The organism is uncultured Tateyamaria sp. (assembly GCF_947503045.1).
Taxonomy (GTDB): Bacteria; Pseudomonadota; Alphaproteobacteria; order Rhodobacterales; family Rhodobacteraceae; genus Tateyamaria.
This window is the reverse complement of sequence record NZ_CANNCF010000005.1, coordinates 114086-140680: the sequence shown is the minus strand read 5'-3', so window position 1 is coordinate 140680 and position 26595 is coordinate 114086. Positions and strand designations below refer to the sequence as shown.

Annotated in this window: 28 protein-coding genes; 16 read left to right on the top strand and 12 right to left on the bottom strand. The window is 60.7% G+C overall.

Going from position 1 to position 26595, the window contains the following annotated elements; all coding sequences use genetic code 11:
* Positions 1–15: 15 nt before the first annotated feature.
* On the bottom strand, positions 16–273 hold the full coding sequence (locus Q1A89_RS19400; protein ID WP_299732390.1) for a hypothetical protein: 258 nt from the start codon (positions 271–273) through the stop codon (positions 16–18).
* A 172-nt stretch (positions 274–445) separates the two neighbouring features.
* Positions 446–2719, bottom strand: coding sequence for an NADP-dependent malic enzyme (locus Q1A89_RS19395; RefSeq protein ID WP_299732387.1), 2274 nt, complete (start codon positions 2717–2719; stop codon positions 446–448).
* 189 nt (positions 2720–2908) lie between these two features.
* On the opposite strand from Q1A89_RS19395, the gene Q1A89_RS19390 reads away from it, so the two are divergent.
* From Q1A89_RS19390 to Q1A89_RS19365, 6 genes are all read left to right on the top strand, one after another.
* A complete protein-coding gene (locus Q1A89_RS19390) occupies positions 2909–4006 on the top strand; it encodes a cupin domain-containing protein (protein WP_299732384.1) in 1098 nt (365 codons plus the stop codon).
* Between the two features lie 225 nt (positions 4007–4231).
* Entirely contained in the window at positions 4232–4630 is a 399-nt protein-coding gene (locus Q1A89_RS19385) for a cytidine deaminase (RefSeq protein ID WP_299732381.1), read from the top strand.
* Positions 4627–5934, top strand: coding sequence for a thymidine phosphorylase (locus Q1A89_RS19380; protein ID WP_299732379.1), 1308 nt, complete (start codon positions 4627–4629; stop codon positions 5932–5934). Before Q1A89_RS19385 ends, Q1A89_RS19380 begins: the two co-directional genes overlap by 4 nt.
* A complete protein-coding gene (locus Q1A89_RS19375) occupies positions 5934–7103 on the top strand; it encodes a phosphopentomutase (RefSeq protein WP_299732376.1) in 1170 nt (389 codons plus the stop codon). The genes Q1A89_RS19380 and Q1A89_RS19375 overlap by 1 nt, the downstream gene beginning before the upstream one ends.
* Before the next feature lie 158 nt (positions 7104–7261).
* Positions 7262–7894 (top strand): uracil phosphoribosyltransferase, encoded by a 633-nt coding sequence (gene upp / locus Q1A89_RS19370; RefSeq protein WP_299732374.1) that lies wholly within the window; start codon positions 7262–7264, stop codon positions 7892–7894.
* A gap of 85 nt (positions 7895–7979) precedes the next feature.
* Positions 7980–9101 (top strand): SPOR domain-containing protein, encoded by a 1122-nt coding sequence (locus Q1A89_RS19365; RefSeq protein WP_299732371.1) that lies wholly within the window; start codon positions 7980–7982, stop codon positions 9099–9101.
* A 47-nt stretch (positions 9102–9148) separates the two neighbouring features.
* Here Q1A89_RS19365 and Q1A89_RS19360 read toward each other — a convergent pair whose 3' ends face one another.
* Entirely contained in the window at positions 9149–10162 is a 1014-nt protein-coding gene (locus Q1A89_RS19360) for a hypothetical protein (RefSeq protein WP_299732368.1), read from the bottom strand.
* Positions 10163–10322: 160 nt separating this feature from the next.
* Between Q1A89_RS19360 and Q1A89_RS19355 the strand changes: the two genes are divergently transcribed.
* From Q1A89_RS19355 to Q1A89_RS19345, 3 genes are read left to right on the top strand one after another with little or no spacing between them, the layout of a single operon-like run.
* The gene (locus tag Q1A89_RS19355; protein ID WP_299732366.1) at positions 10323–10787 is read left to right on the top strand and encodes a hypothetical protein; all 465 of its coding nucleotides are present in this window, start codon (positions 10323–10325) and stop codon (positions 10785–10787) included.
* The gene (locus Q1A89_RS19350; protein WP_299732364.1) at positions 10784–11344 is read left to right on the top strand and encodes a hypothetical protein; all 561 of its coding nucleotides are present in this window, start codon (positions 10784–10786) and stop codon (positions 11342–11344) included. The genes Q1A89_RS19355 and Q1A89_RS19350 overlap by 4 nt, the downstream gene beginning before the upstream one ends.
* A 3-nt stretch (positions 11345–11347) precedes the next feature.
* Positions 11348–11905, top strand: a complete 558-nt coding sequence (locus Q1A89_RS19345) for an SCO family protein (protein ID WP_299732361.1) — start codon at positions 11348–11350, stop codon at positions 11903–11905.
* A gap of 18 nt (positions 11906–11923) precedes the next feature.
* On the opposite strand, the gene Q1A89_RS19340 is transcribed toward Q1A89_RS19345, so the two are convergent.
* Both Q1A89_RS19340 and Q1A89_RS19335 read right to left on the bottom strand, forming a co-directional pair.
* Positions 11924–13144: a Coenzyme F420 hydrogenase/dehydrogenase, beta subunit C-terminal domain gene (locus tag Q1A89_RS19340; protein WP_299732832.1), complete on the bottom strand. Its 1221-nt coding sequence runs from the start codon at positions 13142–13144 to the stop codon at positions 11924–11926.
* A 53-nt stretch (positions 13145–13197) separates the two neighbouring features.
* Positions 13198–13959, bottom strand: coding sequence for an NAD kinase (locus Q1A89_RS19335; RefSeq protein ID WP_299732358.1), 762 nt, complete (start codon positions 13957–13959; stop codon positions 13198–13200).
* Positions 13960–14132: 173 nt separating this feature from the next.
* Here Q1A89_RS19335 and glyA point away from each other — a divergent pair, with 173 nt between their 5' ends.
* Positions 14133–15428 (top strand): serine hydroxymethyltransferase, encoded by a 1296-nt coding sequence (glyA, locus tag Q1A89_RS19330; protein ID WP_299732355.1) that lies wholly within the window; start codon positions 14133–14135, stop codon positions 15426–15428.
* Positions 15429–15566: 138 nt separating this feature from the next.
* On the opposite strand, the gene Q1A89_RS19325 is transcribed toward glyA, so the two are convergent.
* Genes Q1A89_RS19325 through Q1A89_RS19310 form a run of 4 tightly spaced genes read right to left on the bottom strand, consistent with a single transcriptional unit; the run spans position 15567 to position 18633 of the window.
* Positions 15567–16307, bottom strand: coding sequence for an ABC transporter permease subunit (locus Q1A89_RS19325; protein WP_299732352.1), 741 nt, complete (start codon positions 16305–16307; stop codon positions 15567–15569).
* Between the two features lies 1 nt (position 16308).
* Positions 16309–17031, bottom strand: coding sequence for an ABC transporter permease subunit (locus Q1A89_RS19320; protein WP_299732349.1), 723 nt, complete (start codon positions 17029–17031; stop codon positions 16309–16311).
* Between the two features lie 56 nt (positions 17032–17087).
* Entirely contained in the window at positions 17088–17825 is a 738-nt protein-coding gene (locus Q1A89_RS19315) for a transporter substrate-binding domain-containing protein (RefSeq protein ID WP_299732346.1), read from the bottom strand.
* A 25-nt stretch (positions 17826–17850) separates the two neighbouring features.
* Positions 17851–18633, bottom strand: coding sequence for an ATP-binding cassette domain-containing protein (locus Q1A89_RS19310; protein WP_299732343.1), 783 nt, complete (start codon positions 18631–18633; stop codon positions 17851–17853).
* A 337-nt stretch (positions 18634–18970) separates the two neighbouring features.
* On the opposite strand from Q1A89_RS19310, the gene ald reads away from it, so the two are divergent.
* From ald to Q1A89_RS19285, 5 genes are all read left to right on the top strand, one after another.
* Entirely contained in the window at positions 18971–20089 is a 1119-nt protein-coding gene (gene ald, locus Q1A89_RS19305) for an alanine dehydrogenase (protein ID WP_299732340.1), read from the top strand.
* A 210-nt stretch (positions 20090–20299) separates the two neighbouring features.
* Positions 20300–20710, top strand: coding sequence for a nuclear transport factor 2 family protein (locus tag Q1A89_RS19300; RefSeq protein WP_299732337.1), 411 nt, complete (start codon positions 20300–20302; stop codon positions 20708–20710).
* 101 nt (positions 20711–20811) lie between these two features.
* Positions 20812–21222: a hypothetical protein gene (locus tag Q1A89_RS19295; RefSeq protein WP_299732334.1), complete on the top strand. Its 411-nt coding sequence runs from the start codon at positions 20812–20814 to the stop codon at positions 21220–21222.
* A 98-nt stretch (positions 21223–21320) separates the two neighbouring features.
* Positions 21321–22049 (top strand): glutathione S-transferase N-terminal domain-containing protein, encoded by a 729-nt coding sequence (locus Q1A89_RS19290; protein WP_299732331.1) that lies wholly within the window; start codon positions 21321–21323, stop codon positions 22047–22049.
* A 120-nt stretch (positions 22050–22169) separates the two neighbouring features.
* Positions 22170–22604 (top strand): VOC family protein, encoded by a 435-nt coding sequence (locus Q1A89_RS19285; RefSeq protein ID WP_299732328.1) that lies wholly within the window; start codon positions 22170–22172, stop codon positions 22602–22604.
* Positions 22605–22691: 87 nt separating this feature from the next.
* On the opposite strand, the gene Q1A89_RS19280 is transcribed toward Q1A89_RS19285, so the two are convergent.
* Positions 22692–23177 (bottom strand): GNAT family N-acetyltransferase, encoded by a 486-nt coding sequence (locus tag Q1A89_RS19280; RefSeq protein ID WP_299732325.1) that lies wholly within the window; start codon positions 23175–23177, stop codon positions 22692–22694.
* A gap of 106 nt (positions 23178–23283) precedes the next feature.
* On the opposite strand from Q1A89_RS19280, the gene Q1A89_RS19275 reads away from it, so the two are divergent.
* Positions 23284–24246, top strand: a complete 963-nt coding sequence (locus Q1A89_RS19275; protein ID WP_299732322.1) for a LysR family transcriptional regulator — start codon at positions 23284–23286, stop codon at positions 24244–24246.
* On the opposite strand, the gene Q1A89_RS19270 is transcribed toward Q1A89_RS19275, so the two are convergent.
* Together Q1A89_RS19270 and Q1A89_RS19265 are read right to left on the bottom strand one after the other, a co-directional pair.
* Positions 24243–25358, bottom strand: a complete 1116-nt coding sequence (locus tag Q1A89_RS19270) for a class II histone deacetylase (protein ID WP_299732319.1) — start codon at positions 25356–25358, stop codon at positions 24243–24245. The genes Q1A89_RS19275 and Q1A89_RS19270 overlap by 4 nt on opposite strands.
* Position 25359: 1 nt before the next feature.
* Complete coding sequence (locus Q1A89_RS19265) at positions 25360–26565, bottom strand: aminotransferase class V-fold PLP-dependent enzyme (RefSeq protein WP_299732317.1); 1206 nt, start codon at positions 26563–26565, stop codon at positions 25360–25362.
* Positions 26566–26595 lie beyond the last annotated feature (30 nt).

The window sequence follows — 26595 nt, the reverse complement described above, 5'->3', positions numbered from 1 at the left end:
CAAATGCCCACAAAATTAGCGGTTTGCCGCCCGCGTCCGGCTGATGCGGATGGCTGAGCGGCAATCCAGATCGTCCGTGACCGAACAACTGACAGGATGCGGGCGGGAATAGATGTAGCGTTTGGTAAAGCCGCCATTCTCCGTTTCAAAGGTCCGGATCACCGCCCGGTAGGTCTCGCCCTGATAGGTAAAGGTGCTTTCGCGCTCTTCAACCACTTCGGCGCAGCCCGCAAGGCAAAGGGCGGCAATCAATCCTGAAATAGCTTTGGTCAAATTCAATCTCCCCAGTGTGAACGGGTCGGATATCCCTAGGACCACCATTGCAGCGGACAGGGCGCAAATCCAGTCATCCGCCTTCTCTGATTTCAAAAAAATCCCGGGGGGAGTCGCGCCCGCGCGACGGGGGGCCGGCCCCCCCCCTGCACGCGGGCGGATGCGAAAACGGTCAGCCGTAATGCGTCACGGGCGTGCCCGCCACAGCCGACATATTGAGCAATCCGCGCGCCGTGATCGACGGGCTGACGATATGGGCGCGGTTGCCCATGCCCATCAGGATCGGACCCACCTCAAGACCGCCGCCCTTCATCTTGAGAATGTTGCGCACGCCCGAGGCCGCATCCGCATGGCCGAAGATCAGCACATTCGCTGCCCCCTCCATCCGGTTGTCAGGCAGTTGGCGCGCACGCAGCTCTGCATCAAGGGCAGAGTCCACGTTCATTTCACCCTCGTAGCAAATATCATGTTCCTGGGCGTCCAGAATGGCGATGGCCTCGCGCAGGCGGTTGCCCGACCCATCCCCCTGATTGCCGAACTGCGATTGCGAGCAAAATGCGATCTTGGGGGTCACACCAAACCGGCGCACGTGGCGGGCAGCGGCCACAGCCGTTTCCGCCAGTTGCTGGGGCGTGGGATAGACGTGCACATGGGTGTCGGCGATGAACAGCGGCCCATCCTCGAGGATCATCATCGACAGCGCGCCAACCGGGTGCAGGCCATCGCGGCCCAGCACTTGGGTGATATAATTGAGGTGCCAGCGGAATTCGCCGAACGTGCCGCAGATCATGCTGTCTGCCTCATCCCGGTGCACCATCACGGCCCCAATGGCAGTGGTGTTGGTGCGCATAACGGCGCGCGCAATGTCAGGCGAGACGCCCCGGCGGCACATCAGGTTGTGGTAGGTTTCCCAGTAGTCGCGATAGCGCGGATCGTTTTCGGGGTTCACCAGTTCGAAATTCTCACCAAGGCGCAGGTTCAGGCCCGCACGCTCGATCCGGGCCTCGATCACTTCGGGGCGTCCAATCAGGATCGGCGTTTCGGTGGTTTCCTCGATCATGGCTTGAGCGGCGCGCAGCACACGCTCTTCTTCGCCTTCGGCAAAGACGATGCGGCGCGCCTTGGCGCGCGCAGCCTCGAACACCGGGCGCATGAGCAGCGCGGATTTGAAAACCGAACCATCAAGCTTGATCTTGTAGGCTTCGAGATCGTCGATGGGGCGCGTGGCCACGCCGGTTTGCATCGCGGCGCGGGCAACGGCGGAACTGACAATGCCCACAAGGCGCGGATCGAAGGGTTTGGGGATGAGATAGTCGGCCCCAAAGGTCAGTTGCTCACCCTGATAAGCGGCGGCGGCTTCGGCACTGGTTGTGGCGCGCGCAAGAGCGGCGATACCGTCGATACAGGCCAATTCCATCTCGTCATTGATGGTGGTTGCCCCGACATCCAGTGCGCCACGGAAGATGAATGGAAAACAGAGTACATTGTTGACCTGATTGGGAAAATCCGAGCGCCCCGTGGCGATGATCGCATCCGGTGCCACTTCGCGCGCAAGGTCGGGCAGGATTTCCGGGGTCGGGTTGGCCAGCGCAAAAATGATGGGCCGCTTGGCCATTTTGGCGACGTATTCTTGGGTCAGCACGCCAGGACCGGACAGGCCAAGAAACAGGTCTGCGTCGTCAATGACATCGTCCAGCGTGCGCTTGTCACTGGCCTGGGCAAATTCGGATTTGACCGGGTTCATGTCAATCTCGCGCCCTTCGTAGACGAGGCCATGAATGTCGCAGAGCCAGACGTTTTCGCGTTTGACCCCCATTTTGAGCAGCATGTTGAGGCAGGCAATGCCCGCAGCCCCGCCGCCCGTTGACACGATCTTGATATCCTCGAACTTCTTGTCCGCCACGTGCAGCGCGTTCGTGGCCGCGGCCCCCACCACGATGGCGGTACCGTGCTGGTCGTCGTGAAAAACCGGGATGTTCATCCGCTCGCGGCAGAGCTTTTCGACAATGAAACAGTCCGGCGCCTTGATGTCTTCAAGGTTGATGGCGCCGAAGGTCGGTTCGAGCGCGCATACGATATCCGCCAGCTTTTCCGGGTCACTTTCGTCCACTTCGATGTCGAAACAGTCGATCGAGGCGAATTTTTTGAACAGGACAGCCTTGCCCTCCATCACAGGTTTGGACGCGAGCGCGCCGATATTGCCAAGTCCCAAAACCGCCGTCCCGTTGCTGACCACGGCCACCAGATTGCCGCGCGCGGTAAAGCGCGAGGCGTTGGCGGCGTCCTCTTTGATCTCGAGACAGGCCTCGGCCACGCCGGGCGAATAGGCCCGCGCCAGATCACGTCCGTTGGCCATCGGCTTGGTCGCGCGGATTTCCAGTTTCCCCGGTTTGGGGAATTCGTGATAGTCGAGGGCCGCCTGGCGCAAGGATGGTTGATCTGACATTCTGTCCCCCGAAATTTGAATATGGTTTAGCGTTAAACTATTTTTCGAGCCTCAACAATTGACCAATGTTCATCACCGCCAAGAAGTGATCGAGATGGGCGCGTGCCGCGCACGACATCATGAGGGGGCCAGCCCCCATTGCTTTCGCAATTCCCCCGGAGTTTATTTGGCCAAGTGAAGGGGATTGGAATGGCTGAAGTGCGCGCAGAGATACGGTTGCCGACGCAGGAATTGCGCGATGACATACCGTTTTTCACCAAGGTGTTGGGGATGCGGATGGACATGATCTATCCGGCCGACGATCCGTCGGTTGCCGTGTTTTCGGGCCACGGGGTGCGGGTGCGCATCGAAGCGGGCGCGCAGGAGCCGCCCGGGACCTTGCGCATTCTGAGTGATGATCCGGACGGGTTTGCGGATGGTCAGCGGGTGATCACGGCCCCCAATGGCACACGGGTCGAGATCACGGAGTTGAACCCACCCCTTGCGATGCCCGACACGGTGCACAGTTTTGTGGTGCGCCGCCTTGCCGATCAGGCCCCGTGGGTCATTGGTCGGGCGGGCATGCACTACCGCGATCTGATTCCCGACCGCCTTGGCGGGTCGATCATTGCCAGTCATATCCGCATTCCCTATGGTGGCCCGGTGCCCGATATGGTGCATTACCATACCGTCGGGTTTCAGCTGATCTTTTGCTACAAAGGATGGGTCGATCTGGTCTACGAAGATCAGGGAGAACCTTTTCGCCTGCATGCAGGCTGTTGCGTGATCCAGCCGCCCGAGATCCGCCATCGGGTGCTGTTTGCCAGCGAAAACATCGAGGTGATCGAGATCGGCGTGCCTGCCGAACATGTCACCACCATCGATCACGACATGGAATTGCCCAACGGCCCGCCCAATCCCGAAAGCCGGTTCCAGGGACAACGCTTTGTTCATCACGAGGTGGACAAGGCTGTCTGGGGGCCGTTCCGACTGGCGGGATTTGAGGCGCGTGATACCGGGATTTCGGATGGTACTCAAGGGGTGGCCGGTGTTCAGGTTGTACGTCGAACAGGCGGGGCGGTCGACTGGGCGGCCCATGATTGCGACATCCACTTTACCTTCGTGATGGGGGGGACCATGCGCCTTGAAAGTGCGGCGCAGGCCCCGGTTGATCTGGCCCCCGGGGATGCATTTGTTATCCCGCCGCAACTGGCGGTGCGCTATGCGGACCCGTCAGACGATCTGGAATTGCTGGAAGTGTCGCTGCCCGGGGTTTTTGCAACACGGTCGGTTCAGGCACCATCCTGAAGCGCCGGATCAGCCAATTGAAGCGGCATGCATCCCGGGTTTTGCCGTCGCGCCTATTGACGCGGGCGATCCTGCCCGTCGTCACGGCGCCCGCATCGCGCTGGTCGCGGGGCCTCTGGCCATGGTCATGCATTGTTTGGTTTTGCTCGTTTTCGAACTCCGCTATGGGTTGATTTCTGATCGAACGCGATGCGACATGGTCCGGTTCGGGTCGAGGGAAGAGTGATGGACGAGTTAAAAGCAGCGGCGCTGGCAGTGCGTGAAAACGCCCATGCCCCGTATTCAAAGTTTCAGGTGGGAGCCGCCATCCGGACAGGCTCGGGCGCGATTTACGCAGGCTGCAACGTGGAAAACGTGGCCTATCCGCAAGGCATCTGTGCTGAGGCCGGGGCCATCGCGGCGATGGTGGCGGCGGGCGAGCGAGACATCACCGCAGCTTATGTTGTGGCTGGCAGCCCGACCCCTGTGCCCCCGTGCGGCGGGTGCCGCCAAAAGCTGGCCGAATTCGCGCGCGGCGACGTGTCGATCACCATGGCCACCACCGGCGGGGTCGAGCAGGTGATGAGCATGGCCCAGTTGCTGCCCGGCGCATTTGGCCCGGAACATATGGACAAAAAGTCATGAGTGACGCCCGCAGCATCATTGCCAAATTGCGCAAACGCCAGACCCCGACCCGTGACGATCTGAACTGGTTTGCCCGTGGTCTTGCCGATCAAAGCGTGACCGACGCGCAAGCCGGGGCCTTTGCCATGGCCGTGTGTCTGAACGGTCTGGGCGATGTGGGTCGCGTGGCGCTGACAATGGCGATGCGCGATTCAGGGCGCGTTTTGGATTGGGATCTGGATGGGCCCGTGCTCGACAAGCATTCCACGGGCGGTGTTGGCGACTGCGTGAGCCTTGTTCTGGCCCCTGCCCTTGCCGCATGCGGGGCTTTTGTGCCGATGATTTCGGGACGCGGCTTGGGCCATACGGGCGGAACGCTGGACAAGTTGAGCGCAATCCCCGGCCTGTCCACCCAACTCAGTGGCGAGCAATTGCGCGACGTGGTCACCCGGGCGGGCTGTGCCATTGTCGGGGCAAGCGCCGATATCGCCCCGGCGGACAAGCGCCTTTATGCGGTGCGCGATGTGACATCGACCGTGGAAAGTCTTGATCTGATCACCGCCTCGATCCTGTCCAAAAAGCTGGCGGCGGGCCTTGATGGGCTTGTCCTGGACGTCAAGGTCGGATCAGGCGCGTTCATGAAGGATCGCGCGGCGGCAAGTGACCTTGCCGAAGCATTGGTGCGCACGGCCAATGCCGCCGGGTGCAAGACCACGGCACTGATCACCGATATGAGCCAACCGGTGGCCCCGGCCCTTGGCAATGCGCTTGAGGTGGCCGAAACCATGAAAGTGCTGACCGGGCAGACCAAGGGCAAACTGGTCGAGATGTGCGCCAGCCTTGGTGGGGTGTTGCTGGCCAACGCGGCCGTCGTGGAGGACGTGCAGGCCGGGGCCGATGCCATTGCCGCAGCCATCGCCGACGGTCGTGCTGCCGAACGGTTTGGCGCCATGATTGCTGCGATGGGCGGGCCGGTGCAATTCGTGGAGAGCTGGCCCCGCTTCTTGCCCGAAGCGACGGTGATCCGCGAGATTGCGGCCCCTGCATCGGGCTATGTTTCGGCGATGGATGGCGAGGCCCTTGGTTTGGCGGTGGTTGAGCTGGGTGGCGGGCGCAAGGTCGAGACTGATGCGCTGAACCTGGCGGTTGGCCTGTCCGACGTGGTCCGCCTTGGCACACAGGTCAGCAAGGGCCAGCCCCTCGCCGTTGTCCATGCGGGGCGCGCGGCGGATGCGGACCGGGCTGAAACCGCCCTGCGTGCAGCCATCACGATCACGGTGGCGCCTGCGGACAGTCCTGACCTGATCCTTGATTGGGTTGGCTGATGGCCCGTGCCTTTCTCGTTGTGATGGATTCGGTGGGCATCGGCGGTGCCCCGGATGCGGACGCCTATTTCAATGGTGAACTGCCGGACAGCGGGGCCAATACGCTGGGCCATATTATTGAGGCCTGCGCTGCAGGACGTGCAGAGACCGGGCGCAGCGGGCCTTTGGCTATTCCCAATCTGACGCAGATGGGGGTGGTTGAGGTCATGGACCTTGCCAATGGTGGTGTGGCCCCCGCGACGCTGTCAGGCGCGGCCACGGAAATCTCGCGCGGCAAGGACACCCCGTCGGGGCATTGGGAACTGGCCGGGGTGCCGGTGCCGTGGGACTGGCACTATTTTCCCAATACCGACCCAGCCTTTCCCGAAGAGATCGTCAGGGCAGTTTGTGCCGCTGCCGGAACGGATGGGATCTTGGGCAACTGCCATGCCTCGGGCACCGAGATCATCGAGCGCCACGGAGCTGACCATATTCGCACGGGTTGGCCCATCTGCTACACGTCGGCGGACAGCGTTTTTCAGATTGCCGCCCATGAAGAACATTTTGGCCTCGACCGCCTGCTTGAACTGTGCGCCACGATGGCCCCCACCCTGCATGAGATGCGCGTGGGTCGGGTGATTGCCCGCCCCTTTGTCGGTGAGCCCGGTGGTTTTTCACGCACCACCAACCGCAAGGATTATGCCATCACCCCGCCTGCTCCAATCCTGTCGAACTGGGTGCAGAATGCCGGGCGTCGCGTCTATGGCGTTGGAAAGGTTGGAGATATTTTCTCCATGCAGGGCTTTGACGATGTGCGGAAGGGCGCGGATGCCGACCTGATGACCCATCTGGTCGATCTGATGGACACGGCCGAAGACGGCAGCCTGACATTTGCCAATTTCGTGGAATTCGACAGCCTGTATGGGCACCGCCGCGATGTGGCAGGCTATGCCCGTCATCTGGAGTGGTTTGATGCCGCGATCGGCAAGGTCCGCGCGCGTTTGCGCCCCGGAGATTTGCTGGTTCTGACGGCTGATCATGGCAACGATCCGACCTGGGTAGGCACCGATCACACCCGCGAACGAGTGCCGGTGCTGGTGGATGGCTATGACGGTCCGCCACTGGACTTGATCGGTTTTGTGGATGTGGCGGCCCTTGTGGCGCGGCATCTGGGTGTGTCACCAAAATGAGCGCCTGACGGCGCGCGCGATACCTTGGCGCTGACGCGCGCTGGGGCTCTGCCCCAGACCCCGGGATTTTTTTAAATCAGAGAAGCAGGGGACCTGCGCAGGGGATTGTCCTTGGCGCGTGGGCGCGGCAGTAAGGGGGCACAGAGGAGCCTGCCATCATGTCCCAACATCTGACCATCGTTGACCACCCGCTGGTGCAACACAAGCTGACCATCATGCGCGCCACTGACACGCCCACGGCGGTTTTCCGTCAACTGTTGCGCGAGATCAGCCAGCTTTTGGCCTATGAGGTCACCCGCGAGCTGGAGATGACCACCAAGCGCATCGAGACCCCGATGGCGGAGATGGACGCGCCGACCCTCGCGGGCAAGAAGCTGGCCCTGATTTCGATCCTGCGTGCGGGCAACGGATTGCTGGATGGGGTGCTCGAGTTGATCCCTTCGGCGCGCGTCGGCTTTGTCGGCTTGTACCGGGATGAAGAGACGCTGCAACCCGTGCAATACTATTTCAAAGTACCAGAAAGCCTTGACGATCGCCTTGTCATTGCGGTTGATCCGATGCTGGCCACGGGCAATTCCTCGGCTGCCGCCATTGACCTGCTGAAAGGGGCGGGTGCCACCAATATCCGCTTTCTCTGCCTTCTGGCCGCGCCAGAGGGAATCGCCCGTATGAAAGAGGCCCATCCGGATGTCCCGATCGTCACGGCGGCGGTCGATGAGCGTCTGAATGAGGTTGGATATATCGTTCCGGGCCTTGGCGATGCAGGGGATCGCATGTTTGGCACCAAATAGCCGCCGGACGCCTTTACTAACCTGTCCTGATGAGTCATCGTTTCCTCTATATCTTGCGGGGGATATGATGGACTTAACAAGATTTTTGGCGATCGCTGTGATCGCTTTTGGCTTTGGCACCAGTGTTTCGGTTGCGCAGGATCTGAGCAACGTGCAGGGCCCGGCAGAACTGCCACCAGCCTCTTATCGCGGCGCGCAATATGTCGACAGCCGTGGCTGTGTGTTCATTCGTGCAGGCATCGATGGCAACATCAACTGGGTGCCCCGCGTGAACCGCCAGCGCCAGCCGATCTGCGGGCAAGTGCCGACACTTGGCGGCCCGATCCGCACGACCGAGAGCGACCCTGTCCGGCCTCCAGCCACTGCGGCACGCGCCCCTGTTGCCGCTGCCCCCGCCCCAGCCCCTCGGCCAGCCACCCGTCCGGTTGCGGCCCCACGGCAGGTGACAACGGCGGCCCCCAGCAAGCCCGCGCCCGCCCCGGTTGTCGCACCTCGCCCCGCCCCGAAACCTGCGCCTGTGCGCACGACTGCCAGCACCAGGCCACCGGCCCCGGTCAAGAGCAACGTCAGCCCAAAGACACGCGTCCTGCCGCGCCACGTCTATGATGCCCGCACCGCGCGTGGGACGTTCCCGGTGCCCAAAGGCTACCGCCCTGTCTGGGATGATGACCGTCTGAACCCGCGCCGGGCCGAACAATCGCTTGAGGGGATCGCCCGCACGCGGCTGATCTGGACACAGACCGTGCCACGCCGTCTGCTCGACACGGCCACCGGAAAGGATGTGACCACCACGGTGGCCCTCGTTTATCCCTTTACCGACACTGCAACCCAATCGCGCGACCTTGGCACCGTGACGCTGGTGCATCGCGATGGTCAGTTACAAAAGCGGATTGTGCGCAACAAGGCCAAGGCACCTGTGCCCGCTGCATCGACGCGACCAACTGCGACCGCCACAGCCCCGGTCAAGATCAAGGCAGGGTCGACAGCGCGTTATGTGCAGGTGGGCACTTTTGGTCGGCCCGCCAATGCGCAGGCCGCTGCCCAACGCATTTTACGCTCGGGCCTGCCCGCCAAGATCGGCCAGGTGCAACGGGGCGGGAAAAGCTATCAGATCGTTCTGGCCGGACCTTTTGCAAATGGTGAGCCGCTGGCGCGCGGGTTGCAGACCAGCCGGGCAGCCGGATTCCGGGACGCTTTCATCAAGTAAGACCGAGCAGGTCGGCGTGACCAAGTAAGGCGGACCTTGATCCGCCTTCAATTTTCGCAGATCGCCTGTAATTGCAGCCAATCCCGGTCGGGCATGATCGGCTCTGACGGTTTGCCCGCCATCGGGTCTGCCTCGATCAGGGCGAGGGTTTGTTCACCTGAAATGTCGCGCGCCCGTGCGTAGGGCGTGCTACGCAGTTCTGCCGCTGCAAAAGCGGGCAAGACGTCGTCCGGTGGCAGAGTCGGCGCAAATCGCGAAAGCTGTGCCGTTGTGAAGTTGTCCAGCACACTGGCCGGAACCGCGCCGGTGGTCAGCAATGTCGCCGAGGCGCGCACACCGCCATGTTCGAGTAAGGATCGCAACGGCGGGTGCGAGGCGCTGCGCACCTGTTCGACCAGCGCATAGCCCGCAGCCACATCCGGTTCTTCGTAATCCTCGACCAGCGTTCGATTGAGCAGAACGGTGCCACCCGGCAGGGTCAGCGCCTCGCGCACTCCGCCGGGGACGATGACGACACGGGTGGCCCCCGTGCGTTTGGCCAGTTCTGAAAGGGCTGAGCGCGCCTCGGTGCTGCGGCAGCGCGTGCCTGACACCCGTTCGATGCGCACGAGCAATGCGGCCCCGATCTCGGCCTCTTTCACCGGGGGCACGACGCGCATGGCGTGATCGATCAGCGCACCGGGCAGCCAGATCACCGCAACGGCCACGACAATCGAGACCGAGACGGCGGCACCCAGCCAACGCAACCGACCCGGGCGCGGACGCGCGCGCGCCACTGCCTGACGCAGTGTGTCGATGGCATCGATGATCTCGGCCTCGGTTGGTGCGAATTCCAGCGTCTCGCCCGGATCACCGTCAGGATAGAACACCGCCCGCCCGTCCATATCGGCACTGCGTTCGATAGCGGCCAATGACCAGTGGGTGACAGCGCGGTCGTTCAGGTCCGAGATCACCAGCGTCGCATCGCCGATGGACACCACGACTTCGCGCTTTTGCGCATCGGGCGTATTGCGCCACAGGCCCGTCGCTTCGAGCCGGTCATATTTGCTGAGTGCCGTCATGGTAGCGGGGCCCGCTCGCGCCTCTCGTTGATTGGGGAATTTCTAGCACGCACAGCCCCCTGCGCCAAGCGATCACAAATGTGGAACCGGGCAAAGCGTGATTTGACCCATGCCGATTCACCCTTAAGGTGAAGGCAGGTTACTAGAAAAGGCACATGACATGAGATCATCGATATCAGCCGCCCTTGCCGCTTTGCTGATGCTGCTGGCCCCGCCGACCGGCGCGCAGGCCGCAGAAGGCACGCGCATTCAGGTCACCGGAGAAATCATCGACACCTGGTGCTATTATTCAGGTGTCATGGGCAGCCCGGACGCGGTGGTCGGATCGGCCCACCACACCTGTGCATTGTGGTGCAGCGCGGGGGGCATCCCGGTCGGGTTGCTCGCCGAAGACGGCACCGTCTACATGGTGCTCAAGGTCGGGGACGACACAGAGTCCGCAAGCGGGGATACGATGCTGAGCCTTGCAGCGCACACGGTCGAGGCTGACGGTATGCTTTATCAGCGTGATGGTCTGAACTACCTCGTCGTGGCCAATGTGGTGTCGGACATGGACATCACCAATCAGAACCACAACGATTATGGCAACGTTCCCCCTTTCTCGATCCCGGATCCGAACAAATGAAACATCTGATTGCATGTCTGGCGCTGATCGCCAGCCCGCTCGCCGCGCAGGACTTTTCCGAAGGGTCCAAAGCCAAAAGCTGGAACCTCTATGCCGAGGTCCCTGCCAAATTCGAGGCCGAAGTGGTGGACGTGCTGTGCACCTTGACCGGCGATTGCCCCGAGGATTGCGGCGCAGGCAAGCGCCAGATGGGCCTTGTGCGCAGTGCAGATGACGTACTGATTTTGCCGATGAAGAACAGCCAGCCTGCCTTTACCGGTGCCGCCGTTGAGCTTGCGCCCTTCTGTGGGCAGACCGTGACCGTGGATGGCTTGCTAATCGACGATCCGGACCTTGGGGCCAAGAATGTCTACCTGCTCCAGACCATTCAGGCAGCTGATGCCGACCCGATCAAGGCCAACAAGTGGACCAAGAACTGGGCCAAGGAACATCCCGAAGCCAAGGGCAAAGGGCCATGGTTCCGCCGCGATCCCCGGATCAAGGAGATCATTGCCCGAGAGGGCTATCTGGGTCTCGGTCTTGAGGAGGACCAGACCTATATCGACGAGAATTTCTAAGCCATGCGTGCCCTGATTGCCGCTCTGTGTCTGGCGGCCCTGCCCGCAGCGGGGCAAAGCCCGTTTCCCGTGAACATCGGCGGGCCGTTCACTCTGGTGGACCAGTTTGGCCGGACCCGAACCGAAGCTGATCCGGAAGGTCGCGCGCAGCTTGTGTTCTTTGGCTATGCCAATTGCCTCAACATCTGCTCTACGGCGCTGCCCCTGATGGCCGAAGTGGTGAACGTGCTGGCCGAGGATGGGATCACGGTGACGCCGGTGATGATCACGGTGGCCCCGGATCAGGACCGGGTCGAGACGATGGGTGCGCCTCTGGCCGAAATCCATCCCGATTTCATCGGGCTGACCGGGGACGACGTCGCGCTGCAAGAGGCCTATGATGCCTTTGCCGTCGAGGTCACGCCGCTGTTCCAGGACCCCGAATACGGCTGGATCTATGCGCATGGCAGCTTTGTCCATCTACTCGACGCCTCGGGCGAGATGCTGACGTTGCTGCCCCCGATCCTTGATGTCGATCAGGCCGCAGATATCGCACGCGGCTATCTGGAACCGCAAAGCTAGGGCGCATCAGGATGCGCCTTACGGTAAGGCGGAGGTGTCCTCCGCCCTGCTTTGCGCTCCGGTTGGGGGCTCTGCCCCCGGCCTTGCGGCCTCCCCCGTGGTATTTTTGGTCAGAAGAAGTTCATGCGGTTCTGGCGTCAGGCCGTAAGGTTCTGCGATGGCCCAAACGTGGTCAGGGATCATGTTTTTCATCTTTGCAGGCAAGGCGTGGCGCAGGTGCAGGATGGTTTCTGCCGCCTTCATCTCGACCCGTGTGCGTGCAAATTCGAGGCCGCGCGGGCCGGTGCGTGGTTGCAGCCAGCTGACGATGGGGCGCACCCATTTGGGCATGCGCCGCAGCGGCAGCCCGCCTGCTGCCCGCTCGATGTTGGCGATGAAGCCTTTGACGGCGGCGGCCCGTTTGCCTTTTGATCCCGGCGCGCTCAGCGTGATGCGGTCGCCCAACCGTTCGAGCATTTCTGCCCCGCGCGCATTGCGCACGATCAGCCACTGATCGCCCTCGCCAGCCATGTACCCGACGGTGATGTCGGCCAGCACGTTTGTGTAATCCACGCAGGTCTTGCAGGTCAGCGGAAAGAAGTCCGCAGGCAGGTCAGAAATGGGCAGGCTCAGAAACGGAATCAGACGTTGGCGCCCGTCGGCAAAGCGCAGTTCGACCCGGTAATCGGCGCGGAATTCGAGGTAGGTGATGTTGTCCGGATCTTCGTCCAGCAAGGCGAGAAACCGGTGGAAGTTTTCGGTGGTTGTATTGTCCGAGCAGGGGGTGCCGATGACATAGAGGCGCTCTAGGCCCAGGGATGCCTCCAGTTTGCGCAACGCATAGACCTGGCACGGGATGCCGATCACGGCGAGGCGTTTGAACCCTTGGGCTTGAGCCTCTTCCAGCAAGGCCAGCAGCGGCGCATAGCCCATGCGCATGCCGCGTGCGCGGGCCATGTCGGCGGGGTCTGTGATCAGTGCTGGCTGCGGTTTCCAACGGTCCCGGGCGTCCGGCACCATGGTCAGTACCGAATCGACGCATCCCCGCTCCAGCAAATCGGCGGCCAACGAGGTGGTGATCCCGGTCCATTGTGCGCCCTCTTTGGCTGGGGTCATCGCGGCGCGATACATCGCCTGAAAAGGGCCGAAAAACCGTTCGTCCCCATCCTTGCGCGCGCGCCCATGTACGGCGCGTTCCATGCCCGGATAGTCCGGTTTGATGAACTGGCAGGCGGTACCGCAGGCCGAAGGGTCGGCCATGCGCGACACGCCGCAATCGGTGCACAAGGATCGTGGCACCGGGTCACGCAAGATCACGTGAATTGCTCCGAAATCAACCGCTCCTCCAACCCATGGCCGGGATCAAAGAGGATGCGGTGCACGACGGCCGGTTCTGACTGGATTTCGACACGCACCACGTCACGGATCGACCGGGAATCCGCTTCGGCCATGACGGGGCGCTTTTCGGCCTCCAGCACGTCAAAGCGGACCTGGGCCATCTTGGGCAGCAAGGCACCACGCCAACGCCGAGGGCGAAAGGCCGCAACCGCCGTCAGGGCCAACACGTCCGAGCCAATCGGCAAAACCGGCCCATGGGCGGAATAGTTATAGGCGGTGGATCCAGCGGGTGTCGCCACCAGCGCGCCGTCACAGACCAGCTCGTCCATACGCAGGCGTCCATCCACCGTGATGCGCAGCTTGGCCGCCTGCGGACCTGCGCGCAGAAGCGACACCTCGTTGATGGCGAGAGCCTTGTGGGTGTCCCCGTGCGCATCCAGCGCGGTCATGGTCAAGGGGTTCAACAGGGCTTCCTCCGCGGCCTCCAGGCGACCCTCAAGATCGCCTTCGCCATATTCATTCATCAAAAAGCCGATTGTACCGCGATTCATCCCGTAGACCGGCGCATTCAGGTGCTGCGAGCCGTGCAGGGTTTGCAGCATGAAACCGTCCCCCCCAAGGGCCACGATGACGTCCGCATCCTCAAGATGCGCATCGCCATATCGCGCCACCAACGCGGCCCGCGCCGTCTGGGCCACAGGCGCCGCACTTGCGGCAAAGGCAATCTTGAGCGGCATGAGATGTTTCCTATGGTGGCGACTTCGCGCCAAAAGAACCATATATTTTCACCCCTTACCAGCATTGCCGCCGCGCGGGCCAGATTAGTCGCTTTACATCCTTTGCGAGAGGTCCGGTTTCCGATAGGAAACGACCCAAATTGTCCCCGACTCGCATCCTTAGGAGAACGATCATGAACGCGCCGCATCGAACCGACGGTTTTTTCACCCAGTCCCTGGCGGACCGCGATCCGGAGGTGTTCGCCTCGATCCGGGATGAGTTGGGCCGTCAGCGCGACGAGATCGAGCTGATTGCATCGGAAAACATCGTCTCGGCCGCCGTGATGGAGGCGCAGGGCTCGGTCATGACCAACAAATACGCCGAAGGCTATCCGGGCCGGCGCTATTATGGCGGGTGTCAGTTCGTGGATGTAGCGGAAAACCTTGCGATTGAGCGGGCCAAGCAGCTGTTTGGCTGCGATTTTGCCAATGTGCAGCCGAATTCGGGCAGCCAGGCCAACCAGGGTGTGTTCCAGGCGCTGTTGCAGCCGGGCGATACGATCCTCGGCATGAGCCTTGATGCGGGCGGTCACCTGACCCACGGGGCCAAGCCCAACCAGTCAGGCAAATGGTTCAACGCGGTGCAATATGGCGTGCGCCGCGACACGCTCGACATCGATTATGACCAGATAGAAGAGCTGGCCGTCGCCCACAAGCCGCAAATGATCATCGCGGGTGGCTCGGCCATTCCACGGGTCATCGATTTTGCCCGCATCCGCGAAATTGCGGACAAAGTGGGGGCCTTTGTGCTGGCGGATGTCGCCCATTTTGCCGGGCTGATCGCCGCGGGTGTATATCCAAACCCGTTCCCACATGTGCATGTTGCCACCACCACCACCCACAAGACCCTGCGTGGTCCGCGCGGCGGCATGATCCTGACCAATGACGAGGCGCTGGCGAAAAAGTTCAACTCGGCGATCTTTCCCGGCATTCAGGGCGGGCCGCTGATGCACGTGATCGCGGCCAAGGCCGTGGCCTTCGGCGAGGCCTTGGAGCCGTCTTTCAAAACCTATCAGCAGCAGGTCATCAAGAACGCGCAGGCGCTGGCCGATCAGCTGCACAAGGGCGGGCTTGATACGGTGACGCATGGCACGGACACGCATGTGATGCTGGTCGATCTGCGCCCCAAAGGCGTCAAGGGCAATGCCATTGAAAAGGCGCTGGGACGCGCGCATATCACTTGCAACAAGAACGGCGTGCCGTTTGACGATGAAAAGCCGACGATCACCTCCGGCATCCGTCTGGGTTCGCCTGCGGGTACGACGCGCGGCTTTGGCGAGGCCGAGTTCCGCCAGATCGGCGACTGGATCAACGCGGTGGTCGATGGGCTGGCAGAAAGCGGCGAAGACGGCAACGCCGAGGTCGAGGATCGGGTGAAAGGCGAAGTCGCCGAGCTGTGCAAGCGGTTTCCAATTTACCAAGCCGGGTGAGCGTAACGCCCTGATGTCATGACAAAAGCCCGCAGTGGTCGCTGCGGGCTTTTTCAATGGATGCTTTGGACTGGCGTCCGTAATTGCCTGCCCGTTTCACCGGTGTTGGATCTGCAGCGCATTGCAGGCCCGGATGCGTCAACGCCCGGCAGACAGTTGCATTCTCCGCTCAATCGTATTGACGAAAGCTGTGATCAGCCCGGCCAGCACAAGATACAGGATCGCAGCATAAAGATACGTGGTGAGATCGAAGTTGCGTGCGAACACGGTCCGGGTCTGCCCCATCAAATCCAACACGGTGATGGTCGAGATCAGGGCGCTGCCCTTCATCATCAGCACCAACTCGTTGCCATAGGCAGGCCACGCAATCCGAATCGCTTGTGGCAGCATGATGCGGCGCATGGCGCGCAGCCAAGGCATGCCGATGGACAGGGCCGCCTCAAGCTGGCCGCGATCCACATTCGCAAGGCCACCGCGGAAAATCTCGGACACGTAGGCGCTGGTGTTGAGGGTTAAGACCAAAAGACCAACCAGCCACGGGTTCTTGAAGAACGACCACAGGATGGGCCCAAGGATGTCTTCACCAAGGCTGCCAAACCCGAAATAGATGATCCAAAGCTGCACCAGAAGCGGGGTGCCGCGAAAGACATAGACCAGCGCCGTTGCAGGCCACGCCAGCGGGCGGCGCCCGCTCATCCTTGCAAGCGTCAGGCCAATGGCAAGGAAAAAGCCGATGCCGCAGGCCAGCACCAAAAGCTCGATTGTGACCAGAAATCCGTCGATGAATCGCGGGCAGGCCTTGCCAAAGAGATCGCCGGACAATGGTGACAGGCCAGCACAAACGCTGTCCGAGATGAGATATTTGAATTCCTGATACATGTCAGACCTCCGCAACGCCGCGACGGGCGCGTGCCTCAAGCGAGGCCCGACCGATGTCGGACACGGATGTCATGATCAGGTAGATCACCCCGGCCGCAGTGAAGAACAGGAGCGGCCTGATTTCGGTCTCACCCCCCAACTTTGCGATGCGCAACAGCTCGTTCAAGGCAATGACAGCCGCCAAAGACGTGTCCTTGAGGACCACCATCCACAGGTTGCCAAGGCCCGGAATCGCAAAGCGCCAGAGCTGCGGAAAACGGATGCGCAAAAACACTTGCCGTCTGGTCAGGCCGATGGCGGCACCGGCCTCGATCTGTCCCGTGGGGACGGCCAGATATGCGCCGCGAAAGATCTCGCAGGCATAGGCAGCAAAGATGAGCGACAGGCCAATGACCGCCGCCAGAAATTTGGGAACCTCGTATCCCGCCTCCAGCCCAAGGCTGGTTGCGGTCCAGTTCAGCAGGCGATCCGAGCCAAAGAAAACGATGAGCAGGATCAGGAATTCGGGCACACCGCGCACGAACAGGGTGTACCCGGATGCCGGCCACCTGAGCAGGCGTGAAGAGGACAGTTTGGCCCCCGCCAGAAGCAGCCCAAGGACCAGCCCCGCGGTCATCGCACATAACGCCAGTTGCAGGGTCAGGAATGCGCCTTTCAGCAGATCGTCCCCCCAACCACCCTGCCCGAACGACAACGGGCCCAGTAATGTGTGCAGCGTTTCCATAATGGACCTGTCCCGGTCAGACGGAGCGCAACACGACGTGCCGCGCCCCTGCTGGATCAGAAGATATCGACGCCGAAATATTCGACGCTGATCGCCTCATAGGTGCCGTTGGCGCGAATGGCAGCCAATGCGGCGTTCAGGGCAGCGGCCAGATCAGCCTCGCCCTTGCGGATTCCGATGCCGATCTTGTCTTCGATATCGATCCGGTCACCAACAAAGCCAAAGCCGTCATTCTCGCCGACCCATGCCGCACCGGGCAGAAAGTCGACAACAACCGTATCGACCCGGCCCGCTTTGAGGTCGGAAAACGCGGCCGGGTTCGTGTCGTAAAGGCGAATGTCGGCGCGACTGCCATAGGTGTCCTCGGCCCATTGCGACCCGATGGTGGAGCGCTGCGCGCCAATCGAGGCGTCTTTCAACGTATCTTGGGTGATTTCGGTGTCGCTGGCCGCCACAACACTGAGGTAGTTGCTGTAGTAGGGGTCAGTGAAATCAATGGCTTGCTGGCGCTCTTCGGTGATGGACATGGAGGCGACAATTGCGTCGTATTTGTCGTTGACCAGCCCCGGAATGATGCCGTCCCAGTCCTGGGCGACGATCTCGCATTCGCGCTTCATCTCGGCACAGAGCGCCTTGGCGATTTCGACGTCAAAGCCAACCAGTTCGCCATCCGCCGTGACGTTGTTGAACGGAGGGTATGCGCCCTCTGTTGCGATACGCAATACATCCTCGGCCTGCGCCGCGGTGCCCAGTGCGAGGGCCATCAGGCCCGCTGTAATTGTCGATTTCTTCATTCTCTCTCTCCCTTTGGTGATGTGATTAGAGGACTTTGGCCAGGAACTGCTGGCACTCTCTGGATTGCGGGTTGCCGAAAACTTCGTCCGGCGTGCCTTGCTCTGAAATCTTGCCTTCATGCAGAAAGATCACCTTGTCGGAGACCTCTCGTGCAAAACCCATCTCGTGGGTGACGACGACCATCGTGCGGCCCTCATCCGCGAGGTCGCGCATGACGCTCAGCACCTCGCCGACCATCTCGGGATCCAGCGCCGAGGTCGGTTCATCAAATAGAAGAACCTTTGGGTCCATCGCCAAGGTGCGCGCGATGGCCACGCGTTGTTGCTGGCCGCCGGACAGCTGGTTGGGGTAATTGTGCCGCTTGTCCGCGATGCCGACGCGTTCCAGCAAATGTTCGGCGCGGTCCGTCGCTTCGGACTTTGATTGACCGAGAACCTGCACCGGCCCTTCGATGACATTTTGCAGGATCGTCATGTGGGCCCAGAGGTTAAACCCCTGAAACACCATCCCCAGCTTGGAGCGGATATCGCACAGCGCCCTTTGATCCGTGACCTTGCGCACGCCATGTCTGCTGACGGACAGCGGCAGGCGGGTCCCGTCGATCGAGATTTCGCCTTGGTTCGGCATCTCGAGCAGGTTGATGCAGCGCAGAATGGTCGACTTGCCCGACCCCGACGCACCCAGCAGCGAAATGACCTGATGCTCGTCTCCGGTAAAGCTGACACCCTTGATGACTTCGAGGTTGCCATAGGATTTATGCAGCCCCTCAACCTTCAGATAGGCGCGATCCTGAACGTCAGTTTTCATCTGCGTGCCTCCCGGCAAATGGGGCAGCGACGGCAGCAAAACCGCGCATGGCCGGACGGTTCATCCGGGCGACATTTGATGAGGTGTCGTAAGCATCCATCTTGGTTTGACGTTGTTCACTGGCAAAACCTGAGCATGAATTCAAAAGGCTATAAAATATAAAGTTTACGGAACTATGTGCATGAAATGTACAATAGGCATTTCGACCATCAAATTTCTATTTCTTGTACACCGAGGCCTATATTTAATATTTTATATACTTAGCGCATTGTGCTTTTCAGGCGACAAAAGCGCATCAGGTATTCCGCCTGATGACCATTCGATAAGGAAAATGAAAATGCTCGTCGGTGTCCCCAAGGAAATCAAAAACCATGAATATCGCGTCGGACTGACCCCCGAAAGTGTCGGGGAACTGATCGCTCATGGTCATCAGGTGATCGTCGAAACGCAAGCCGGTGCCGGGATTGGCGCAGAGGATGCGCATTATACCGCGATCGGTGCCGAAGTTGTGGCAGATGCGGACGCGGTATTTGCCCGCGCCGCCATGGTCGTCAAGGTGAAAGAACCCCTCGCCGTTGAGCGCGCCAAGCTGCGCCCGGGTCAAATTCTGTATACATATCTGCACCTTGCCCCCGATCCGGAACAAACCAAGGATCTCGTGGAATCAGGCGCAATCTGCATCGCCTACGAGACGGTGACGGACGCTGCTGGCGGCTTGCCCCTGCTCAAACCCATGAGCCAGGTTGCCGGTCGCATGTCCGTTCAGGCAGGCGCCGCTGCGCTTGAAAAGGCGCATGGTGGCCGCGGTGTCTTGCTTGGCGGCGTGCCCGGTGTTGCGCCTGCCAAGGTCACCATCATTGGTGGCGGGGTCGTGGGCTTTAACGCCGCGCAAATGGCAGTTGGCATGCAGGCGGACGTGACGATTCTCGACCGCTCACCAACAACGCTGGACCGCCTGTCGAACCACTTTGGCGCATCTGCAAAGGTGGTTTTCTCCACACGCGCAGCGCTGGAAGCCGCGGTAAAGGCGTCCGATCTGGTCATCGGCGCGGTTCTCATTCCCGGCGCAGCGGCCCCGAAATTGGTGGATCGCGCCCTCATCGACGATATGAAACCCGGTGCGGTGGTCGTCGATGTGGCCATCGATCAGGGTGGGTGTTTCGAGACGTCCAAGGCGACGACTCACGCCGACCCGACCTACCTTGTGGGGGACGTGGTGCACTACTGCGTGGCGAACATGCCGGGCGGTGTGGCACGCACATCCACCTATGCGCTGAACAACGCCACCCTGCCCCATGCGGTTGCCATCGCGAACAAGGGCTGGAAGCAGGCGATAACGGACGACAAACACCTCGCCGACGGCCTAAACGTCGCCAACGGGCATGTGACTTACGCCGCCGTTGCCAAAGACCTCGGCTATCCGCTGGTCTCGCTTGAGGATGCTTTGGCCAGCTAAGAGAATGGAGGGCTTGTGCGGGCGCAGCCCGCCGCCCCCGCCACACGAAGGTATGAACCCGGGAGCGCGGCAGGTCTCTGCCGCTTCCAGCCCCCCAACACTGTCGGTAACGAACTCGTGAGGGCACTATTTTGCCTTCAGGCCTTGGATGGCTACACACCTGTAGATAGATGAAATCCAGAAGGCGAAACACGTCAAAGGAATCATCACATGTCGGACACCACTCTTTCCACTGAGACCGCAGCGGACGAAGCGCACAGCTTTGACGAATACAACGCCGTGAAGGCCGCCTTGAAACCTTACATCGATGCGGCGAAACTCGGCGACGGGACACTGGCGCGGTCTGCCTTCTTTGACCACGCTCATATCGTCGGAACCATTGGCGGGACATTCCGCAACTCTGATGTCGAGGCGTTTGAGGCGTCGATTTCGAGCAACGGACCCTCGCCGCAGGTCGAACACCATATCGCGTGGATCGACATTTCGGGTCCGGCCGCCGCTGCCCGCGTGGAATTCATTCACTGGGCCGGCCACCGGTTCACTGATTTCTTTGTCCTCTACAAGCAGGACGGCGCCTGGAAGATCAGCGGCAAGGTCTACAACGCGCACGCCAAGACCTGACGCGCCTCCGCTGAACACAGCCTTCTTTCGGTGCTTGTGCTGCAAGGAACGCTCCTGCTGCGTCCGTGCCCCTCAAAAGTCAAAATCTCAAGGAATACCCCATGACGTTCGAAGAAGCTGTCGCCACACATGCCCCCGCCTGGGTTGGCATCTGGCTGAACTTTCTGCTTTTGGGGGCCATCGTGCTGCCCCTGACCCTTGTCATCTGGAAATCGACTCGCCTCACAGCGCTCTTTGCACTGCTGGCGGGTGTCATTGGCGTTGTGGGCGTGATGACGATGTATGAGCAGTTGGGCTACGTCAAACTGCTTGGCCTGCCCCATATCATCGCCTGGACACCCCTTGTCATCCACCTGTGGTTCAAGATGAAATCCCCGGATGTCAGCCGCGTGCCGCGGGTGATCATGGGCGTCGCCTTTGCGACGATGATCATCTCTCTCGCCTTCGATTACACGGACGTCATCCGCTACATCGCCGGTGAACGCACGCCGCTTGCTGTGGCTGCGACCTGACCCGTGGTCGAGGCCAAAATACACATACCCATATCGCCGATCCGGACAAAGACCGGATCGAATTGCTCCAAACCCTCACACCCCAAGGTCTGAAAAACATGCTTGACTCCATTACCACTTCCGCTGGCTCGGTCGAAAACTTCCCAATCTCGAAACGCTGGCCTGCTGTGAACCCGAACATTCTGCAGCTCTATTCCATGCCAACCCCGAACGGCCAGAAAGTGTCCATCATGCTCGAGGAAATCGGGCTGGACTACGAGGCACACAAAATCCCTCTGAACGACGAGGGCGTGTCTTCGCCCGAATTCCTGTCCCTCAACCCCAACAACAAAATCCCCGCGATTGTTGATCCGGACGGGCCCGGCGGCCAAGCCTTTGGCCTGTTCGAAAGCGGCGCGATCCTTACCTATCTGGCCGAGAAATCCGGCAAGTTTCAGGGCACGACCGAGGCTGAACGCTGGGAAGTGCAGCAATGGCTGATGTTCCAGATGGCCGGGCTTGGCCCCATGTGCGGTCAGCTTGGCTATTTCATCACGTTTGCGGGCAAGGACATCGAAGACAAGCGCCCGCGCGATCGTTACCTGAACGAGGTCAAACGCCTGCTCGATGTGGTCGAACGTCGGTTGGCAGATCGTGATTGGCTGGCCGGAAGCTACTCCATCGCAGATATGGCCGTCGCACCTTGGTTGAATTGCATCGAACAGTTCTATCACGCAGGTGACATGGTCGGGCTGCGAGACCGCAAGAACCTGTCTGCCTATATGGATCGGTTCAATGCACGCCCCGCCGTCATGCGCGGAGAGAACATTCCCGCGCACGACTGGTAAAGAGCGTTGAGTGGTCCTTGCGTGCAGATCAAATACTGCGCGCGACTGTCCGGCCCGCTCCACGCATCAGGCCTTCCGGACTTTTTTTTCGGGAGGTCCAGGACAAACAAGGATATGAACATGGCGATCTCACCAGACGTAGCACCGAACCGAATTCTGTTTGCAATGCTGCGCGTGACCGATCTGGAACGTTCGGTGGCGTTTTATCGCGACATGCTTGGCATGACGGAATTCGAGCGCGAAACCTTTGCCGAGGCCAATTTCACGGTGGTGTATATGGGTTATGGCAACAAGGACCAGGGCGCCATTCTCGAGCTGACCTATAACGAAGGCAACGACGGCTACGAACATGGCACGGCCTTTGGCAATATTTCACTGGAGGTCGACGATGTCTTTGCTGTTGAGGCGTTTCTCAAGGAGCACGATGTGACGATCCTGCGCCCCGCAGGGAAACTGGCGATGACCTCGAAAGAGCTTGGGCGTGAATACACGCTCGCGCATATCGCCGATCCAGACGGGTATCGCATCGAGTTGATGCAAACTCTCAAGGCCTGAAGGCACCCTTTCATTGGACACCCCAACGGATTGAATTCGTTCCGCCCGCCTGATCGCCACGCCCCGGCGTTCAAGCAAGCGACGACCTTACAGATCCAGCGCCTGCATCGAGACGATCTTGCCACTGTCAAGCGCGCGCGATCCCAGCTTCACGAAACCCGTCTTTTCGTGAAAGTTGAGCGAGCCGACGTTTGGCGGCTCAAGGTCCATTTCGGCGGCCATCACAGTGCACCCCGTCGCCTTGGCCGCTTCGGCCACATGGGCGTAGAGCTTGCCGCCGATGCCATGGCCACGGCCGTCCTTGGAGATCACGATACGGTCGATATAGACAAACTTGTCCAGCCGTTGGCCGAACCAGTCAAAGTTCGCATTCTCGTAAGCCGCACCGGCCGTCATGGCGAGCACGAAGCCGAGAACCTGACCATCTTTCTCGGCCACGATGCAGTAGTCGGACAGTTCAAACAGATGATGAAACCGCGCATCATCCATCGGGCTGGTCACCGCGACCACATCCCGGTTCAGCGCCACAATCGTGGCGGTATCAGCAAGGGTCGCGTCGCGTAGCCGGATCATTTGAACATGTCTCCATCAAAGGTGTCACGGTCAGTGAACCACATTGGGTGATGTCTATAAAATATAAAAATTGACATCCCAGTGACAGTAAATGTACTGCAAACCTATGCGACTGACCTACCGCCAAGTGGAATACCTTCGAGAGCTCGCGCGTCATGATAGCATAGCCGCAGCGTGCAAGGTGTTGGCCATTTCGCAATCCTCGGTGCTGGCCGCCATTGATGTGGCCGAGGATGTGACGGGCACGCAATTGTTTACGCGCCGCAAGGGTCATGGCATCGCGCTAACCCCGGCGGGCCGCACGTTCCTGATCTCGGCGCACCGGTTTCTGGCCTCTGGCGAAGAGTTTTCGCGCGCGCTTGAACAGTTTTCCGAAACCTCTGGTGCTACGCTGCGCATTGGCTGTTTTGTCCCCTTTGGCGCGCTGCTGATTCCCCCGGTGATAAAGCGATATACAGAACAGATCGGCAGTTGCGAATTCACCCTTCTGGAAGGGGATCAGACAGAACTGCGCGCCTGGCTCGCCTCGGGAGAGGTTGACCTGATCGTGACCTACGACATCGGGCAGGAGTTCGGCAGCAGCATCACGCCGATCTGCAAATTCCCGACCCACGCCCTAGTTCGAGCCGACAGCAAGATCGCCGAAATGCCCGCGGTCTCTCTCAAGAAACTGGCAGAGCATCCGCTGGTCTTGCTCGATCTGCCTGAAACGCGGGTCTACCTGCTGGGGCTGTTTGACAACGTAGTGAACCGTCCAAGGATTGGCCTGCGGACGCGGTCCTATGAAACGGTCCGTTCCGCTGTGTCAAATGGGCTGGGCGTATCGATCCTGAACATCAAACCGACGCCCGAAACGATCCCCGACAACGACAACCTCGCGCGTGTGCCGCTGCTGGAAAACCTGAGGCAACCAACGCTACTGGTTGCTGACCCTTACGGTGCGCAAAAGCCGGCCAGCGTCAGCGCCTTTATTTCGGCACTGCACAGCTACCTTGGCGAAATCGGCCCTGAACAGTTCGCGGTTGTACGTTCGGGCGACGCCGATGGCTTGATGTTTCCCGCACCCTAGCAGAGCACGCCGTTCGCCTTCAGCTCACCTTCCAGCCGGTCAATCACCTGCACATGGAACGCATCCGCATAGGCATCGGGCTGTTGACCGGTGATCCGCGCGTGCAATGGGTCTTCGGCATGGATGGACGAGCCTGACATCTCTTCCAGCATCGCATGGCCGCAGAACGGCACATAAAGCTCGGAATAGCCCCCTTCATGCGCGGCGACCAGCCGCCCGTTCGTGACCTCCATCACTTGCCGCGTCATCAGCCGGTACGTGTCGGGCGAGCACATCATCCGTGCGAGGGGATCAAAGCCGGACGCGTCAAAGCCGCACGCGATAATAACGAGGTCTGCGTCGAAAGATTTCAGTTTGGGAATCACGAGGCGTTCCATAACGTCCAAATAGGCCTTGTGCCCGCAACCCGGTGGCAACGGAATGTTCATGTTCAGACCGGCCCCCTTGCCGGTGCCGGACACTTCGGTGCCCCCGGTGTCATGGGGGTAGCACCGGTCCTGATGGATAGAGATTGTCAGCACGTCGTCGCGGTCCAGATAAATTGCCTCGGTCCCGTTGCCGTGGTGCACGTCCCAGTCGAGCACCGCAAACCGTTTGCCCAGCCCCTGGGCGCGCGCGGCCTCAATCGCGATAGCGATATTGGCGAGCAGGCAAAACCCGTTCGGGAAATCGGGCAGACAATGATGCCCCGGCGGGCGCGACAGGGCATAAGCGTTGCGCGCCTGACCGGTCTGCACCCGCTTGATCGCTTCAGTCACCAAACCCGCGGAAAGGGCCGCAATCTCGAACGCCCCGGAACCGAAAGGCGTGCGCAAACCAAGCTCACCGCCGCCATTGTCCGACATTTCCTTGAACGTATCGAGGTAGCTTTGCGGATGCACCCGCAGCAGATCATCCATCGAAGCGGGTGCCGCACTGTCCATGTCCAACTCGTCCGACAGGCCCGTCACGTCCATCAGGTTCTTGAGGCGGCGCTTGGTTTCAGGGGCCTCGGGCAAGCCGCCCGACACCATCGGCTGGACCAGCCCACCCACGGGGGACAGCAATGCGTAGTTTCCGCCATAGTGCCAGAAACATTTTTCATCCCAGAGAAATGCAGTCTTGTCGCTCATCTTATGTCCTTGCCGGGTTTGCGTGGGCGGAAAGCACCTGTGCTGCGGCGGCCAGCGCCCCGCTGCCATGCGGTATGTTTTGGGCGATCATGGCCGTCTCGATCGCGCCAAGCACGCCCATGATCATGTGGATATTCAGATGACCCATATGGCCGATCCGGAAATGATCCTCCAGCTCTTCGGGCGGAAAGCCAAGCGAGTTTCCAAGCGTGACACCGGCCTCGTTCTGGCACCACATACGGATCTTGTGCGCGACGCCGGGGTCCGTGTTGATCGTGGTGACCCCTGTTGCGCGACGGGTTGGATCGGCAATGTTGAGACGCAGCGCGCCTGCCTGCCCCCACGCTTCACAGGCGGCCCAGACGGCCTTGGCAATCGTTTCGTGACGGGCCCAGACGGCGGGCATTCCCTCTTCGTGCACCATCATGTCGAGCGTTTCGCGCAAGGCGAACATCAGATGACCCGGAGGACTGCCAGACCAGCGCGGATAGAAGGATTTCGACTTGGCCCGGTCCGTCCAATCCCAGTACTGGCCCGGATTGGCATGGGCGCGCGCTGCGTCGGCCTTGTGGTTGAAGAATACGAAGGCGAGGCCAACAGGGTTCATCATCCCCTTCTGACCGGCCGAGACCATGACATCGACACCCAGTGCGTCCATCTCGAATCGGTCACAGCCCAGCGAGGCGATGCAGTCGACCATGAACAAGGCATCATGGCCTGCCGCATCAATCGCACCGCGCAGGGCGGCAATGTCATTGCGCACGGACGAGGACGTTTCGGACTGCACCGCCAGCACGGCCTTGACGGTGCCTGCTGTGTCGGCGCGCAGCACCTCTTCCAACCGCATGGGGTCTGCATATTCGGTCATGCCGTATTCGACAAACTCGACCTCTACTCCAAGCGTTTCCGCAACTGTTCCCCACTTGTGAGAGAAGAACCCGTTGCTGAGCACGACGATCTTGTCCCCGGTTTTCAGCGTATTGCGCAGTGCAGCCTCCCACGCGCCGTGACCATTGGCGAGGTAAATTGCGGCTAGGCCATCCGTTCCGGCAACGCGTTTCAAGTCATCCAGCAGACCGTCGGTCATCTCGACCAGCTCGCCATCGTAAATGCTGGCCGAGGGGCGGTGCATCGCATTCAAAACGCGGTCGGGAATGACCGATGGCCCGGGGATGGCCAATATGGATCTGCCTTGGTTCAGCGACATGTCAGGAGATCCTTCTTGTTTGCATGAGGG

Bases quoted from the DNA above. Each gene is read 5' to 3' on its own strand.
- Q1A89_RS19395 (WP_299732387.1), bottom strand. From the start codon at position 2,719: ATGTCAGATCAACCATCCTTGCGCCAGGCGGCCCTCGACTATCACGAA.
- Q1A89_RS19390 (WP_299732384.1), top strand. From the start codon at position 2,909: ATGGCTGAAGTGCGCGCAGAGATACGGTTGCCGACGCAGGAATTGCGC.
- Q1A89_RS19385 (WP_299732381.1), top strand. From the start codon at position 4,232: ATGGACGAGTTAAAAGCAGCGGCGCTGGCAGTGCGTGAAAACGCCCAT.
- Q1A89_RS19380 (WP_299732379.1), top strand. From the start codon at position 4,627: ATGAGTGACGCCCGCAGCATCATTGCCAAATTGCGCAAACGCCAGACC.
- Q1A89_RS19375 (WP_299732376.1), top strand. From the start codon at position 5,934: ATGGCCCGTGCCTTTCTCGTTGTGATGGATTCGGTGGGCATCGGCGGT.
- upp (WP_299732374.1), top strand. From the start codon at position 7,262: ATGTCCCAACATCTGACCATCGTTGACCACCCGCTGGTGCAACACAAG.
- Q1A89_RS19360 (WP_299732368.1), bottom strand. From the start codon at position 10,162: ATGACGGCACTCAGCAAATATGACCGGCTCGAAGCGACGGGCCTGTGG.
- Q1A89_RS19355 (WP_299732366.1), top strand. From the start codon at position 10,323: ATGAGATCATCGATATCAGCCGCCCTTGCCGCTTTGCTGATGCTGCTG.
- Q1A89_RS19350 (WP_299732364.1), top strand. From the start codon at position 10,784: ATGAAACATCTGATTGCATGTCTGGCGCTGATCGCCAGCCCGCTCGCC.
- Q1A89_RS19345 (WP_299732361.1), top strand. From the start codon at position 11,348: ATGCGTGCCCTGATTGCCGCTCTGTGTCTGGCGGCCCTGCCCGCAGCG.
- Q1A89_RS19340 (WP_299732832.1), bottom strand. From the start codon at position 13,144: ATGGCCGACCCTTCGGCCTGCGGTACCGCCTGCCAGTTCATCAAACCG.
- Q1A89_RS19335 (WP_299732358.1), bottom strand. From the start codon at position 13,959: ATGCCGCTCAAGATTGCCTTTGCCGCAAGTGCGGCGCCTGTGGCCCAG.
- glyA (WP_299732355.1), top strand. From the start codon at position 14,133: ATGAACGCGCCGCATCGAACCGACGGTTTTTTCACCCAGTCCCTGGCG.
- Q1A89_RS19325 (WP_299732352.1), bottom strand. From the start codon at position 16,307: ATGTATCAGGAATTCAAATATCTCATCTCGGACAGCGTTTGTGCTGGC.
- Q1A89_RS19320 (WP_299732349.1), bottom strand. From the start codon at position 17,031: ATGGAAACGCTGCACACATTACTGGGCCCGTTGTCGTTCGGGCAGGGT.
- Q1A89_RS19315 (WP_299732346.1), bottom strand. From the start codon at position 17,825: ATGAAGAAATCGACAATTACAGCGGGCCTGATGGCCCTCGCACTGGGC.
- Q1A89_RS19310 (WP_299732343.1), bottom strand. From the start codon at position 18,633: ATGAAAACTGACGTTCAGGATCGCGCCTATCTGAAGGTTGAGGGGCTG.
- ald (WP_299732340.1), top strand. From the start codon at position 18,971: ATGCTCGTCGGTGTCCCCAAGGAAATCAAAAACCATGAATATCGCGTC.
- Q1A89_RS19300 (WP_299732337.1), top strand. From the start codon at position 20,300: ATGTCGGACACCACTCTTTCCACTGAGACCGCAGCGGACGAAGCGCAC.
- Q1A89_RS19295 (WP_299732334.1), top strand. From the start codon at position 20,812: ATGACGTTCGAAGAAGCTGTCGCCACACATGCCCCCGCCTGGGTTGGC.
- Q1A89_RS19290 (WP_299732331.1), top strand. From the start codon at position 21,321: ATGCTTGACTCCATTACCACTTCCGCTGGCTCGGTCGAAAACTTCCCA.
- Q1A89_RS19285 (WP_299732328.1), top strand. From the start codon at position 22,170: ATGGCGATCTCACCAGACGTAGCACCGAACCGAATTCTGTTTGCAATG.
- Q1A89_RS19280 (WP_299732325.1), bottom strand. From the start codon at position 23,177: ATGATCCGGCTACGCGACGCGACCCTTGCTGATACCGCCACGATTGTG.
- Q1A89_RS19275 (WP_299732322.1), top strand. From the start codon at position 23,284: ATGCGACTGACCTACCGCCAAGTGGAATACCTTCGAGAGCTCGCGCGT.
- Q1A89_RS19270 (WP_299732319.1), bottom strand. From the start codon at position 25,358: ATGAGCGACAAGACTGCATTTCTCTGGGATGAAAAATGTTTCTGGCAC.
- Q1A89_RS19265 (WP_299732317.1), bottom strand. From the start codon at position 26,565: ATGTCGCTGAACCAAGGCAGATCCATATTGGCCATCCCCGGGCCATCG.